At 71.2% G+C, this 13,268-nt stretch carries 13 protein-coding genes; 6 read left to right on the forward strand and 7 right to left on the reverse strand.

Features of this window, described 5'->3' with window-relative positions; translation table 11 throughout:
• The first annotated feature begins 118 nt into the window (after positions 1-118).
• Entirely contained in the window at positions 119-1,441 is a 1,323-nt protein-coding gene (locus OHB49_RS19365; RefSeq protein WP_329161793.1) for an AAA family ATPase, read from the forward strand.
• Positions 1,438-2,502 carry a tetratricopeptide repeat protein gene (locus OHB49_RS19370; protein ID WP_329161794.1) on the forward strand — a complete coding sequence of 355 codons (1,065 nt, stop codon included), beginning with the start codon at positions 1,438-1,440 and terminating at the stop codon, positions 2,500-2,502. The genes OHB49_RS19365 and OHB49_RS19370 overlap by 4 nt, the downstream gene beginning before the upstream one ends.
• A 1-nt stretch (position 2,503) precedes the next feature.
• Here the strand turns inward: OHB49_RS19370 and OHB49_RS19375 are convergent, their stop codons facing one another.
• The 3 genes from OHB49_RS19375 to OHB49_RS19385 are packed head-to-tail and all read right to left on the reverse strand — an operon-like array spanning position 2,504 to position 4,669.
• On the reverse strand, positions 2,504-3,367 hold the full coding sequence (locus OHB49_RS19375; RefSeq protein WP_329161796.1) for an ABC transporter permease: 864 nt from the start codon (positions 3,365-3,367) through the stop codon (positions 2,504-2,506).
• Positions 3,327-4,241: an ABC transporter ATP-binding protein gene (locus OHB49_RS19380; protein ID WP_443079663.1), complete on the reverse strand. Its 915-nt coding sequence runs from the start codon at positions 4,239-4,241 to the stop codon at positions 3,327-3,329. The genes OHB49_RS19375 and OHB49_RS19380 overlap by 41 nt, the downstream gene beginning before the upstream one ends.
• A complete protein-coding gene (locus OHB49_RS19385; protein WP_030975513.1) occupies positions 4,214-4,669 on the reverse strand; it encodes a MarR family winged helix-turn-helix transcriptional regulator in 456 nt (151 codons plus the stop codon). The genes OHB49_RS19380 and OHB49_RS19385 overlap by 28 nt, the downstream gene beginning before the upstream one ends.
• Before the next feature lie 236 nt (positions 4,670-4,905).
• On the opposite strand from OHB49_RS19385, the gene OHB49_RS19390 reads away from it, so the two are divergent.
• The gene (locus OHB49_RS19390) at positions 4,906-5,919 is read left to right on the forward strand and encodes a helix-turn-helix domain-containing protein (RefSeq protein WP_329161800.1); all 1,014 of its coding nucleotides are present in this window, start codon (positions 4,906-4,908) and stop codon (positions 5,917-5,919) included.
• A gap of 12 nt (positions 5,920-5,931) precedes the next feature.
• Here OHB49_RS19390 and OHB49_RS19395 read toward each other — a convergent pair whose 3' ends face one another.
• Positions 5,932-6,426, reverse strand: coding sequence for a cupin domain-containing protein (locus tag OHB49_RS19395; protein WP_329161802.1), 495 nt, complete (start codon positions 6,424-6,426; stop codon positions 5,932-5,934).
• 65 nt (positions 6,427-6,491) lie between these two features.
• On the opposite strand from OHB49_RS19395, the gene pip reads away from it, so the two are divergent.
• Positions 6,492-7,463, forward strand: coding sequence for a prolyl aminopeptidase (gene pip, locus OHB49_RS19400; protein WP_329161805.1), 972 nt, complete (start codon positions 6,492-6,494; stop codon positions 7,461-7,463).
• Positions 7,464-7,649: 186 nt separating this feature from the next.
• On the forward strand, positions 7,650-9,929 hold the full coding sequence (locus tag OHB49_RS19405) for a peptidoglycan recognition protein family protein (protein ID WP_443079540.1): 2,280 nt from the start codon (positions 7,650-7,652) through the stop codon (positions 9,927-9,929).
• An 84-nt stretch (positions 9,930-10,013) separates the two neighbouring features.
• On the opposite strand, the gene OHB49_RS19410 is transcribed toward OHB49_RS19405, so the two are convergent.
• Both OHB49_RS19410 and OHB49_RS19415 read right to left on the reverse strand, forming a co-directional pair.
• A complete protein-coding gene (locus OHB49_RS19410; protein ID WP_329161808.1) occupies positions 10,014-11,009 on the reverse strand; it encodes an aldo/keto reductase in 996 nt (331 codons plus the stop codon).
• Between the two features lie 55 nt (positions 11,010-11,064).
• Entirely contained in the window at positions 11,065-11,634 is a 570-nt protein-coding gene (locus OHB49_RS19415) for a PadR family transcriptional regulator (RefSeq protein ID WP_329166545.1), read from the reverse strand.
• 55 nt (positions 11,635-11,689) lie between these two features.
• Between OHB49_RS19415 and OHB49_RS19420 the strand changes: the two genes are divergently transcribed.
• Positions 11,690-12,463, forward strand: a complete 774-nt coding sequence (locus OHB49_RS19420; protein ID WP_329161809.1) for an alpha/beta fold hydrolase — start codon at positions 11,690-11,692, stop codon at positions 12,461-12,463.
• A 127-nt stretch (positions 12,464-12,590) separates the two neighbouring features.
• On the opposite strand, the gene thpR is transcribed toward OHB49_RS19420, so the two are convergent.
• Complete coding sequence (gene thpR / locus OHB49_RS19425; RefSeq protein ID WP_030975494.1) at positions 12,591-13,154, reverse strand: RNA 2',3'-cyclic phosphodiesterase; 564 nt, start codon at positions 13,152-13,154, stop codon at positions 12,591-12,593.
• Positions 13,155-13,268 lie beyond the last annotated feature (114 nt).

The following is a 13,268-nucleotide window of genomic DNA, read 5'->3' on the forward strand; positions in this document are numbered from 1 at the left end:
CCCCGCCTTTTCCTCACCGCCTGGGCGGACTTCCTCCTGCACGCCGCGCGGCAACAGCGGCCGGGCAGCGCCGGAGGCCGCGTCGCCGGCTGCCGGAACCGCTCCGTAGGGTGTCGGCATGTCCCCCGAGTCGCCCCTGATCCAGAGCATGCGGACCGCCGTCGCCACGGCTCCCACCGACGTACCTCTGCGCCTGCATCTCGCCGAGCTGTTGCTCGGTGAGGGTCTGAGCGAGGCCGCGGTCGCCGAGGCCGCCGTGGCGTTGCAGCACGCGCCCGGGGACGCCGGGGCGCGGGCGCTCATGATGCGGGCGATGGGCCTGCCCGCACCGGCTGCCGAAAAGCCGGAGCCGACTCCGGCACCGGAGAAGCCCCGGGCGCAGGAGCCGGCACCGGAGGTGCCCGACGCACCCGCGCCGCCCACCGGCTTCGACTGGGCGGCCGCCGAGAACGAGGTCGCGGACGCCGTACCGCCGCGGTTCGTGACGTCCGGCCCCACCTCCACCGCCCCCGAAGCACCCCTCGCCGCGGACGACGGCGGCGCCCCGGGGGACGCCACGGCCTGGGAGGTCGACACCCCCGGTACCGTCACGCTCGCCGACGTCGGCGGCATGGAGGAGATCAAGGAGCGCCTCGAAGCCGCGTTCCTCGCTCCCATGCGCAATCCCGAACTGGGCAGGCTGTACGGGAAGAGCCTGCGCGGCGGGCTGTTGATGTACGGGCCGCCCGGCTGCGGGAAGACGTTCATCGCGCGGGCCGTCGCCGGTGAGCTCGGGGCGAGCTTCATGTCCGTGTCGATCAACGACGTGCTCGACATGTGGATGGGCAACTCCGAGCGCAACATGCACGAGGTCTTCGAGACCGCCCGCCGCCAGGCACCGTGCGTGCTGTTCCTCGACGAGGTCGACGCGCTGGGAGCCAAGCGCAGTCGTATGCAGCACGGCGGGATGCGCAACACCGTCAACCAGTTGCTCACCGAGCTGGACGGCGTCGGCGGGGCCAACGAGGGCGTGTTCGTGCTCGCCGCGACCAACGTCCCCTGGGACGTGGACATCGCGCTGCGGCGCCCCGGCCGGCTCGACCGCACCCTGCTCGTCCTGCCGCCGGACGCGCCCGCACGTGAGGCGATCCTCCGCTACCACCTGCGCGACCGGCCGATCGAATCCGTCGACCTGGGCAAGCTGGTCAAGGTCACCGAGGATCTGTCGGGCGCCGATCTGGCCCACCTCTGCGAATCCGCGTCGGAGCGGGCGCTCCTCGACTCGAGCCGTACCGGGGTGGTCCGGATGATCGACATGAAGGATCTGCTGGGTGCGGCGAAGGAGATCCGGCCGTCCACCGATCCCTGGTTCGCCTCGGCGCGCAATGTCGCGATGTTCGCCAACGAGGGCGGGATGTATGACGAGTTGCTCGCCTACCTGAAGAGGAAGCGCAAGCTGTGACCACTGCCGAACACCCCTTGACCGAGCAGGCGGCCGCCCTCATCGGCCTGGACCGGCTGGACGAGGCGAAGGCCCTGCTGACCAAGCGCCTCGCCGAGGACCCCGAGGACTTCCGGGCCTGGGTGCGGCTGGCGCGCTGTCATCTGCGCGAGCGGGAGTTCGAGGACGTCGTCACCACGACCGGCGAGGCACTGCGGATCGCCCCGCAGGACTGCGACGCGTGGATCGTGCGGATGTACGGGCTGCGCAGGACCGGTCGTCGCGACGAGGCGCTCGCGGCGGCCCAGGAGGCGGTGCGGATCAGCCCGCAGTCGTGGCAGGCGGTCAACGCACTCGCGGAAGCGGTCAGTGCCTGGCAGCCGCGCTGGCCCGAGGTGCTCGAACTGGCGCAGACGGCGGTCCGGCTGGCCCCGGAGGAGCCGGGGGCGTACGAGGGGCTGTGGAAGGCGGCGCTGCTCAACGGGGCCTTCGACGTGCGGGACCATGCGATCCGCGAGACGCTGCGGCTCGACCCGACGAGTGCCTGGGCGCTGCGTGAGCTCGCCGAGAAGCAGGCCGCCGCGCCCGGCACGGGGCCCAAGCGGCGGGCGGAGGTGTACGCGTCCGCGCTGGCCGCCGCCCCCGATTCCAACAGCTTGCGCATGGGGCTGGACCGGGCCGTGTTCCAGATGCTGCGCGGCACCCGGTGGCTCGCCGTGCTCAGTCTGGTGCTGGCGGGTGCGGCGATCGATCTGTTCCCGTCCGACGGGGACGGACCCGAGCTGCCGCTGCCGATCGGTACCCGGCTGTACGTTCTGGCGCTGATCGCGCTGGTCTGGGCGTTCGGCGCGTGGCGGCGCTACCGGAAGCTGCGCGCGGGGGTGCAGCTGAGTGTCCGGTCGCTGTTGCGGCGGATGTTCTGGGCGCGGCTGGTGCTGGTACAGGCGGTGGTGGGGACGCTGTGCGCGGTGGCCGTCGTGGCGGTGCCGTGGACGGACCGGGGTGTTCCGCAGGTGGTGTTCTGGCTGGGGCTCGGGCCGACGCTGCTGACGATCTGGTTCGACCGTCCGCGCACGCGGTAGCTCAGCGGGCCAGCCGGCCCAGGAGCGAACCTGCGGCGACGATGCCGACGAGCGCGGCGAAGGCGAGTATCGCGAAGTCGAGCCCCAGGTGGGCCGGCGTACCGATGAGCAGCCCGCGCAGGGCGTCGACCTGGTAGCTCAGCGGGTTCACCCTGCTGATGGCCTGGAGCCAGCCCGGCATCAGGGCGACCGGGTACAGCGCGTTGGACGCGAAGAACAGCGGCATGGTGATGGCCTGGCCGATGCCCATCAGCCGGTCGCGGGTCAGGACGATGCCGGCGATCGACATCGACAGGCAGGAGAAGAACGCCGAGGCGAGGACGACGACCACCACCACGCCGAGCAGGCGCAACGGGTTCCAGGTCATGCCGACACCGATCAGCGCGGCGATCACGATGACGACCGCCGCCTGGATCACGGCCTTCACCCCGGCGGCGAAGGCCTTGCCGGTCACCAGAGCGGTCCGGGGCGTCGGTGTGACCATGAGTTTGGTGAGGACCCCCGAGTCCCGCTCCCAGATGATCATGATGCCGTAGAAGATCGCGATGAACATGGCGGACTGGGCGATGATGCCGGGCGCCAGGAAGTCGAGATAGGGGACGCCGCCGGTCGGGATGGCGTGGATACGGGAGAACGTCACCCCGAAGATCAGCAGCCAGAGCGCCGGCTGCACGGCACGGGTGTAGATCTCGGTGCGGTCGTGGCGCAGCTTCTGCATTTCCACGACGCACATCGCGGTGACGCGCGCGGGGACGACGCGCCAGCCGGTGCGGGACGGCGGCGGGTCCAGCAGGAGAGCGAACCGCTGGTCGGGGGAGCCGGGTTCAGCCGAGGCGTGATGCGGTGCGACGGGTACGGCGGACATCGCGGAACGCTCCCTTCCCTTCATCGGAACCTGAGCCGGGGCCCGAGCCCGAGCCCGAGCCGGAGCCGGAGCCGGGGTCGTCCAGGCCGCTTCCGGAGTGGTACCGGAAGACGTCCTCCAGCGTCGGCGGCGGCAGGGCGGTCTCGCCGGACTCCCGGCGGTGCTCGATCAGTTCGGCCTTGAGCTCGGCGGGCGTGCCGAGCGCGCGGAGCCTGCCGAGGTGCATGAGGGCCAGCCGGTCGCAGCGCTGATCGGCCTCGTCCATGGAGTGGGTGGTGACCAGCACGGTCATCCCGGTGCCGGTCCGGATCTCGGTGATGCGGTCCCAGACGCTGTCGCGCGCGATCGGGTCCAGGCCGATGGTCGGTTCGTCCAGGATCATCAGGCGGGGTGCGCTGACCAGGGCCTGGGCCAGTTCGAGGCGGCGCACCATGCCGCCGGAGTAGGTGGCGGCGAGCCGGTGCGCCTGGGGGCCGAGGCCGACCGCGTCCAGCGCCTGTGCGACGCGGGCCGCGCGCTGGCGGCGGGGCACGTCGAAGACGCGGGCGAAGAGGGCGACGTTCTCCCGGCCGGTGAGGCCGGCGTCGGCCGACAGTTGCTGCGGTACGTAACCGAGCAGGCGCCGTACGGCCATCTTCTGCCGCGCCGCGTCATGGCCGAACACCTCGATGACACCGGACGGCACGGGCAGCAAGGTGGTGATCGCGCGCATGGTGGTCGTCTTGCCCGCGCCGTTGGGCCCGAGCAGGCCGAAGACCTCGCCGGGGCGGACCAGCAGGTCCAGCCCGTCGACGGCTTTCGACGTGCCGAAGGAGTAGGTCAGACCGGTGCAGCTGAGAGCGGGGGTCACGGGGGCTCCTCCCCTTCGCGCAATGAGTCGCCGAGTCTGCGCAGTGACGGAAGCGCGGCGGTCAGCGCGGCCCGGTCGGCCGCGTCGAGCTTCGCGACGTGTTCACGGAAGAGCGCGTCGCGCCGGGCACGCCACTCGCGCAGCCGCGCGACGCCTGCGGGGGTCGGGTACAGCAGCGCGGCACGCCCGTCACCGGGGTCGCTCTCCCGTCGCAACAGTCCTTGCGTGACCAGGTGATTGACCAGGGTGCTGACGGAGTTGGCCGCGAGGCAGAGGTCGTGCGCGGCGGCGGAGACCCGGATGCCGGGTTCGGCGTCGACGAGACGGAGCAGTTCGGCGTGCGCCCCACGCAGCCTGGGTGGGGGCAACCCGCTCCACAGCCGTCGCCGGGCGAGCCTCTGGATGCGGGGCAGAAGTCCGGCGAGCTCATCAGGTAGGTCACCTGCCGCCATACAGCCATTTTAGCTCTGTGTGCGAGGTATCGGCCCGGGTGCGACTGTCACAGTCCGACGGGGGGCCGCAGCGACGGCGACGGGGTTGACGCACGGTGACGAATCGGGTGCGCTGCCGGTGGACATCGAGACGGCACCACGGAAGAGGAGTGCCCGGCGAGAAGTCGTCAGTGACAGGTTCTCGCCACCCGACGTACCCCTTGTGAGCGACTGTCCGGCCGGTCAGGATGGCCGCCATGCTTGAGGTGTTGGGCGTCGACCCCGAATCCGAGACCGTGTATGCCGCGCTGCTCGACGGGCAGGCCGTGGCCGCGGACGAACTGGCACGCACCATCGGGTTCCCACCGACCCGGGTGCGCGCGGCGCTGCGTCGGCTCCAGTCGTGCGGGCTCGTCGGCCGCCACCACGGGCCTCCGGCCACCTACGTCGCCATCGATCCGGAAGTCGCCCTGGACGCACTGCTGTTGGGGCGACAGGAGCAGCTGCACAAGGCGAGGGTCCGGGCCGGGGAGTTCACCGAGCGTTTCCGTCGGGCGGCGGCCGACCGGGACCCGGCCGAGGTCATCGAGATCATCACAGGCGCGGAGGCCGTGCAGCAGCGGGGCCACCAAGTGATCCGCAGCGCACAGCAACAGCTGCGCGTCTTCGACAAACCGCCCTACCACGCCGACAGTGAACTAGACCCGAACCAGGCCGAACTCGACCTGCTCGCCCGTGGGGTGTCCGTCCGGGGCCTGTACGACGCGGAGAGCATCGACATGCCCGGCCGGGTGCATCTGCTGCGCATGTGGGCGGCGGCGGGCGAACAGGCCCGGGTGCTGGCCGACGTCCCCGCCAAGATGGCTCTCGCCGACGACCGGCTGGCGCTCCTGCCGCTGCGTCCCGGCTCGGGCCCGGACCCGAGCCCATCCTTCGTCGTCCTGCGCCGGTCGGCGATCCTCGACGCGCTGGCGGCGCTCTTCGAAGCACTGTGGGCGGTCGCCCAGCCGCTACGCCTGGACGGTGTGGAGAGCGAGGACCCGCACGCCCTGTCGGCGGAGGACCAGTTGCTGGTCAGCCTGCTGACCGCGGGCCTGCCGGACGAGGCCATCGCCCGCCAGGCCGGCGTCAGTTACCGCACGTTGCAGCGCCGACTGCACGCGCTGATGGAACGGGCCGACGCGCACACCCGGTTCCAGCTGGGCATCTACGCGGCAGCCCACGGCTGGGTGAACGGAGCAGCCCCCGGGGAACTCACCGCCGACGAATAGACCGCGTCGGCCTCACCGCTCCGGGAACCGCTCCCCGCACCTGCTGCAGAACACCGGCGCCGGATCGGCCGAGAGGCGGCCGCAGCCGGGACAGACCCGGTCCAGCATGCAGGGCCCCTCGCCGCCTTCGTGCGCCGCCGGGACCTCGACCGAGGGCTTGACGGTCAGGCCCGGACGGCGGCGGTGGACGGTGAGGTACGCCAGGCCGTCCGGTCCGGCCGCGAGGGCGCGGCGGGAGGTGCGGGGCAGCCAGAGGACCGTGGTGGGGGCGAGCTCCAGGACCTCTGCGCCCCTGGCCACCCGGCCGCTTCCCGCGATGACGACGAGGAGCACGTCGAGGACGTCCTCCTGATGCTCACCGACCTCGGCGCCCGGCGGCAGACGCACCAGGTTGGCGTCCAGCTCCCGCCCCTGTTCGGCCAGTTGCCAGAGTGCACCGCGCCGGTCGGGGGCTGCGATGGCGAGCAGATCGTCGAGTACGGCCAGGACCCGTGGGGTGGAAATCACGGCAGCCACGCTACGCCCCGCCATAAGGTGAGCCCTTTGGCCCGGACCGGAAGGACGACGCCGCCATGGACCGCGAGCCCGGCGAGAAGTACCCGCCGATCGAACCGTACGACCAGGGCATGCTCGATGTCGGTGACGGCAACCTCGTGCACTGGGAGGTCTGCGGCAACCCGGACGGCAAGCCCGCGCTCGTCGTCCACGGCGGTCCTGGGTCGGGGTGCGGCGCGCACACCCGGCAGTACTTCGACCCGGACCGTTACCGGGTCGTCCTCTTCGACCAGCGGGGCTGCGGCCGGTCGACCCCGCACGCGAGTGACCCGGCCGCCGACATGCGGCACAACACCACCGCCCACCTCATCGCCGACATGGAGCGGCTGCGTGTCCGTCTCGGGATCGAGAAGTGGCTGCTGTACGGGGGGTCCTGGGGGTCGACGCTGATCCTGGCGTACGCCGAGGAGCATCCGGAGCGGGTCTCCGAGATCGTGATCCCGGCCGTCACGACGACCCGGCGCAGTGAGATCGACTGGCTGTACCGGGGCGTCGGGAAGATCTTTCCGGAGGCGTGGGACCTGTTCCGGGCGGGCGTCCCGGAGGCGGCCGGGGACGGCGACCTGGTGGCCGCGTACGCCCGGCGGATGGAGAGCCCGGACGCTGCGGTGCGGGCGAGGGCCACGGCCGACTGGTGCGCCTGGGAGGACGCGGTGCTCTCCCAGGAGACGTACTCGGGACCGCCCCCCTACAGCGGCCGGCCGGGCAGCGCGCGGCAGGCGCTGGTACGGATCTGCTCGCACTACTTCTCCCACGGCGCCTGGCTGGAGGAGGGGCAGCTGATCCGGAACGCCGGGCGGCTGGCGGGGATCCCGGGTGTGCTGGTGCACGGCCGGTTCGACCTCGGCGGCCCGCTGATCACCGCGTGGGAGTTGGTGAAGGCATGGCCGGACGCGGAGCTGACCGTGATCGACGGGGCGGGGCATCTGGGCGGGCCGGCGACCACCCGCGCGGTCCTGGAGGCGCTGGACCGGTTCGCCGCGCAGTAGAGGACGGGGGTCGGCGCAACGCCGGGGGCGGTCCCGTCGGCCGGATGGAGCAATGGCATGCTGTGCAGCCCGCCGCAGTGCGGTGGATCTTGCTCCTCTCGTCGGAATTCCCGTGGCGTTCCCCCAACGTGCCCCCGAGCCGACGGAACCTGACTGTCCCACCACTCTCTTCACAAGGGATACGACTTGAGATCGCGGCGAAGACTCTGGGCCACGGCTGCTGTTGCAACGACGGCGGTGGCCGGTGTCCTGGTGTTCCAGGGCATGACCGGAAATTCCGACGACAGTGCCGACAGCAAGGCGGGTCCGGTCCGGGCCGAGGTACGCGAGGCGGCGCTGAAGGTGTCCGCCGACGGCAGTTCCGCGACTCTCGGCCGGCGGGACACCGCTCCGTTCAGCATGCTGGGGGTCACCTGGACCGACCCGGCGGCCAAGGTGTCCGGATCCGTCGAGGTACGGACCCGGTCCGCCGCCGACGGGAACTGGACGTCCTGGACGCCGCTGGAGACCGACAACGACGGCCGTACGGAGACGGGCCGCTCCGGTGTCCGCGGGTCCACCGAACCGCGGTGGGTCGGCCCGTCCAACGGCGTCGAGGTACGCGTGACCGCGGGCGCCAAGGTCTCCGCGAAGCTGCCCGCCGGGCTGCAGCTGGACACCGTCGACCCCGGCAAGGGCTCGTCGCTGCACGCGGCCCCGGCCGCCTTCGTCGCCGAAACCGATATCCCGGCCGACCCGTCGTCGTCCGACTCCCCCTCGGCCGATCCGACGGCCACCTCTGAACCGACCCCAACGGTCACGGAGTCCGACACCGCCCCGGCATCCGAGGCGCCGACCGTGACACCTTCCGAGACGGCGACGGACAGCCCCTCGCCCACGGCGAGCGACAGCTCCTCGCCGACCGCGAGCACCTCGCCGTCCGCATCGCTGGCGCCCGCACCGCCGTCGACCGTGCCCAAGCCGCCCATCACCTCGCGTGCAGGCTGGGGCGCTGACGAGTCGATCAGCCCGGAGGCGCCGGAGTACAACGACACGGTCAAGGCCGTCTTCGTCCACCACACCGCGGGGACCAACGACTACTCCTGCGCCGACTCCGCGGCGATCGTGCGCAGCGTGTACGCGTACCACGTCCAGAGCGAGCACTGGAAGGACATCGGCTACAACTTCCTGGTCGACAAGTGCGGGACGATCTTCGAGGGCCGCAAGGGCGGCGTGGACCGGCCGGTCCTCGGCGCACACACCTACGGCTTCAACCGGGAGTCGACCGGTATCTCCGTCCTCGGCACCTACACGGATGCGGCCGCCCCCGGCGCGGTGACCGCCTCGGTGGCCCGGATCGCCGCGTGGAAGCTCGGCCAGTACAAGGGCGACCCGGCGGGCAGCACCATGCTCACCGCGGGCGCCAACGGGTCCAACGGCTTCGGGAAGACCTTCACCGCCGGTACGCAGTACTCCTTCAAGCAGATCTCCGGCCACCGCGACGGCTTCAACACCGAGTGCCCCGGCACCAAGCTGTACGGCCAGCTGCCGACCATCCGCAGTTACGCGGCCGGGCCCGTCACCGGACTCACCGTCAAGTCGATGACCGGTGCCACGCTGTCCGGGACGTCGTACTACACCAGGTCCGCGATCACGGTCGGCTGGTCGGCGAGCACGCCGAGCGCCTTCATCTCCAAGTACGAGCTGCTGGTCGACGGCAAGAGCGTCGCCACCACCGTTGGCACCGCGACTTCGGCGAAGGCCACCCTCGGTGCCGGCACCCACAAGATCCAGGTCCGCGCCACGCACCAGTCGGGGAAGACGGCCACGTCCGCGGTCGCGACCGTGATCGCCGATCAGACGGCTCCCACGTTCACCACCAAGCCGAACCTCGCGCTGCGCACCGGCACGGTGAACACCACCGCCGTCCCGCTCACCCTGAAGTGGAAGGCGACCGACGCCGCGTCCCTGAAGGAGGTCCGGCTGACCGCCCCGGTCGCCAAGACCTACGGGCCGGCCACCACGAGCGCCTCGCACACCGCCAAATCCGGTGTGTCGACCGCCTGGTCCATGACCGCCTACGACCTGGCGGGCAACACCGCGGCCACCTCCGTCTCCGGCACCCCGGTCATCCTCCAGGAGACCTCGGCCACGAAGACCGGCACCTGGACGACGAAGTCGTCGTCCAGTTATCTCGGCGGCAAGTCGTACTCCAGCTCGTCCAAGAGCGCGAGCCTGACCTGGACGTTCACCGGCAGGTCGGCCGCCTGGGTGGTCTCGCGCGCCAGTACGTCCGGCCAGGCGTACGTCTATGTCGACGGCACGAAGGTGGCCACGGTCGACCTGAAGTCGTCCACCACCAAGTACCGAGACGCGCTGTGGACGAAGAGCTGGTCCACGAGCGCCAAGCACACGGTCAAGATCGTCGTCGTCGCCACCTCGGGACGGCCGACGATCACCACCGACGGCCTGGTCTACCTCAAGTAGCCGCCACGCCCGACGACCTGAGCCCGGCTCCGCGCGCTTGTGCCGCAGAGCCGGGCTCAGTTGTTCACAGCGAAGTACCCCTGCTCACCAGGCGAAGGCCTCCGGCGACGGGCCGGGGCCCGGGAAGATCTCGTCCAGGGCGGCCAGCACCTCGTCCGACAGCTCCAGGTCCACGGCGCGCACCGCCGAGTCCAGCTGCTCACGCGTACGCGGGCCGGAGATCGGGCCCGTCACGCCCGGACGGGTCAGCAGCCAGGCCAGGCCCACCTCGCCGGGCTCCAGGCCGTGCTTCTCCAGCAGGTCCTCGTACGCCTGGATCTGCGCGCGCACCGTGGTGTTGGCGAGCGCGTCCCCGGACCGGCCGGACGCCGAACGGGCCGCGCCGCCCTCGCGCTCCTTGCGGATCACACCGCCGAGCAGTCCGCCGTGCAGCGGGGACCACGGGATGACACCGAGGCCGTACTCCTGCGCGGCCGGGATGACCTCCATCTCGGCGCGGCGTTCGGCGAGGTTGTAGAGGCACTGCTCGCTGACCAGGCCGTACGAGCCGAGGCGCTTCGCGGTCTCGTTGGTCTGGGCGATCTTCCAGCCGGCGAAGTTGGACGAGCCCGCGTAGAGGATCTTGCCCTGCTGGATCAGGACGTCGATGGCCTGCCAGATCTCCTCGACCGGGGTGGCGCGGTCGATGTGGTGGAACTGGTACAGGTCGATGTGGTCCGTCTGCAGCCGCTTGAGGCTGGCGTCGACGGCGCGCCGGATGTTGAGCGCGGAGAGCTTGTGGTGGTTGGGCCAGGCGTCGCCTTCCGCGGCCATGTTCCCGTACACCTTGGTGGCGAGTACGACCTTGTCGCGGCGTTCCCCGCCCTTGGCGAACCAGGTGCCGAGGATCTCCTCCGTGCGGCCCTTGTTCTCGCCCCAGCCGTAGACATTGGCAGTGTCGAAAAAGTTGACGCCCGCGTCCAGCGCGGCGTCCATGATCGCGTGGCTGTCGGCCTCATTGGTCTGCGGACCGAAATTCATGGTGCCGAGGACAAGTCGGCTGACTTCAAGTCCGGTGCGTCCGAGCTGCGTGTACTTCATGGGCACCAAGCCAACGCCTTCGAGTCCGCTCGAAGCAAGGGCTCATCGGGCGGACTCAGCGGGTTTCCAGATGCTTGAGGGTCGTTGTCAGCCAGCTCAGTTCCGCCTCGCTCGCCGCACGGGCGATCGTGAGAACGCCTCGTCGGAACGGGTCGTCGAAGGCCTCAGGGCCGAGGGGGCGCTCGCCCCCGGAGCCGTAGTCGTAGAAGAAACTGCTCGGCTCCTGCAGGAACGTCAGCCTGCGCCGCAGTACGTCCGCCTGCTCGGCGGGGGCCTGCAGGTGGCGGAGGAAGGCGAGGACGGTGAACCAGCGGTTCTCGTCGCTGATGTCCACATCGTCGGCCTCGCGCAGCCGGCGGCGCAGCTCCTCGCGCCCGTCGTCGGTCAGGGTCAGCGTGTGGCGGGGGGCGGCCCTGCTGCCGGGCTCGGTCCGGCGGCCGAGCCACCCGGCGCGCTCCAGGCGCTTGATCGCCGGGTACAGCGTGCCGTCCGCGATCGGGCGGACATGGCCGGTGAGGTGGGCGACGCGTCGCTTCAACTCGTAGCCGTGCAACGGCTGCTCGTACAGAAATCCCAGGATGGCCAGTTCCAGCACCCGAGCATCCTCCCCTCTCGCTTCATACATCGACACCGATATATGGTCTCGCCGATGGTTTCATGGCCGGAGGGGAGCGGGAGACATGCAGAACGCACAGGTGACTGCGGACGGTGCGCGCATCCGGTGGGTGGAGATCCCCGGCAGCGACGGACGGACCCGCGTCTATCTGCATGGGCTCGGCGCCTCGTCCGGTCCGTACTTCACCGCGAGCGCCGTCCATCCACTCCTCGCCGGCAGCCGTTCGCTGCTCATGGACATGCTCGGCTTCGGCATCAGTGACCGGCCCACGGACTTCGACTACACGCTCGAAGCGCACGCCGACGCGATCGCCGTCGCGCTCAGGGCCGCCGATGCGTACGCCTCGGACGTCGTCGCACACAGCATGGGCGGTTCGGTGGCCATCGTGCTCGCGGCACGCCACCCGGAGCTGGTGGCGCGGCTCGTCCTGATCGACGCCAACCTCGACCCGGTCGCGCCCGATCGGCAACGGCCCGGCAGCAGCGGCATCGCCTCGTACACGGAGGCGGAGTTCCTCGATCAGGGCATGGCCGAGGTGCGCGACCGGGTGGGACCCCACTGGTGGTCGACGATGCGGCTCTCGGGCTCGGAGGCGCTGCACCGCAGCGCCGTGCACCTCGCGCGCGGGACGACGCCCACGATGCGCGAGCAGCTGCTGGAGCTGAAGATTCCGCGCACTTACCTTCGGCCCGAGAGCGACGGGCCGCTGCCCGACGAGGACGGTCTGGTCGAGGGCGGGGTGCGGGTCGTGCCGGTCCCGGGGTGCGAGCACAACATCATGCTGGACAACCCCGAGGCGTTCGCGAAGGAGACGGCCCTGGCCCTGGGGCTCGGCTGAGCCGGTGTCGGTGCCTCAGCCTCCGACTGCGGCTGTCACGGCGACAACGGCGAACATCAGTACGAGCACGGCGGCCATGATGCGGTTTCTGGTCTTCGGGTCCACCCGTCGAGCGTAACCGCACCGCTCAGTGCCCCAGCGGCCAGGAGGCCACCACCTCGTACCGAGGCCGCTCCCCCGGCACCCCGGCAACCGGCAGATTGCTGCGTACGAGAGCGACCTCGCCGACCTCCCACGGTGTGCCCTCGAAGGTGTCCAGGGCCTCCAGATAGGGGTGCAGGTCGGTCTCGGAGCGGCTGCGGGCGAGGGTGAGGTGCGGGGTGTAGCGGCGGTGCTCGTCCATCGCGACGCCGGCGCGGCGGGCTGCCGCGTCGGCGCGCTCGGCAAGGAGCCTCAGCGTGTCGAGCTCGCCCGCGGCCCCGGCCCACAGCACATGGCCGTCGAACCGGCCGCCTCGGTGGATGCGCAGCGGGAACCGCTCGGTGCGCCGGGCGGCGCGCCCCAGCCGCTCGTGCAGATCGGGCAGCAGCCCTTCGTCGACCACACCGAGGAAGGCGAGCGTGAAGTGCCACGCATCGGTGCCGGTCCAGCGCATGCCACCGGCCCCCGGAAGGGTGTGCAGCGGGGCCACGGCACGGCGGAGCTCCGCGACGGCGGAGTCGGGCGGCAGGACGGCAACGAAGAGTCTCATGCGGCTCATGGGCCGAGTGTCGCACCGTACCGGCGCGCGTCCCGGTCACCGTGCGTACCGCGTTGTACCTGCGAAACAGCCCCGAGTGCCTACGCGAAGGCCCCGGCCGGTATC

The organism is Streptomyces sp. NBC_01717 (assembly GCF_036248255.1).
Classification (GTDB): Bacteria; Actinomycetota; Actinomycetes; order Streptomycetales; family Streptomycetaceae; genus Streptomyces.

Excerpts from the sequence above, each read along its gene's own strand:
- OHB49_RS19385 (WP_030975513.1), bottom strand. The coding sequence starts at position 4,669 with ATGGCGGCAGGTGACCTACCTGATGAGCTCGCCGGACTTCTGCCCCGC.
- OHB49_RS19375 (WP_329161796.1), bottom strand. The coding sequence starts at position 3,367 with ATGTCCGCCGTACCCGTCGCACCGCATCACGCCTCGGCTGAACCCGGC.
- OHB49_RS19365 (WP_329161793.1), top strand. The coding sequence starts at position 119 with ATGTCCCCCGAGTCGCCCCTGATCCAGAGCATGCGGACCGCCGTCGCC.
- OHB49_RS19390 (WP_329161800.1), top strand. The coding sequence starts at position 4,906 with ATGCTTGAGGTGTTGGGCGTCGACCCCGAATCCGAGACCGTGTATGCC.
- pip (WP_329161805.1), top strand. The coding sequence starts at position 6,492 with ATGGACCGCGAGCCCGGCGAGAAGTACCCGCCGATCGAACCGTACGAC.
- OHB49_RS19420 (WP_329161809.1), top strand. The coding sequence starts at position 11,690 with ATGCAGAACGCACAGGTGACTGCGGACGGTGCGCGCATCCGGTGGGTG.
- thpR (WP_030975494.1), bottom strand. The coding sequence starts at position 13,154 with ATGAGACTCTTCGTTGCCGTCCTGCCGCCCGACTCCGCCGTCGCGGAG.
- OHB49_RS19410 (WP_329161808.1), bottom strand. The coding sequence starts at position 11,009 with ATGAAGTACACGCAGCTCGGACGCACCGGACTTGAAGTCAGCCGACTT.
- OHB49_RS19415 (WP_329166545.1), bottom strand. The coding sequence starts at position 11,634 with ATGTATGAAGCGAGAGGGGAGGATGCTCGGGTGCTGGAACTGGCCATC.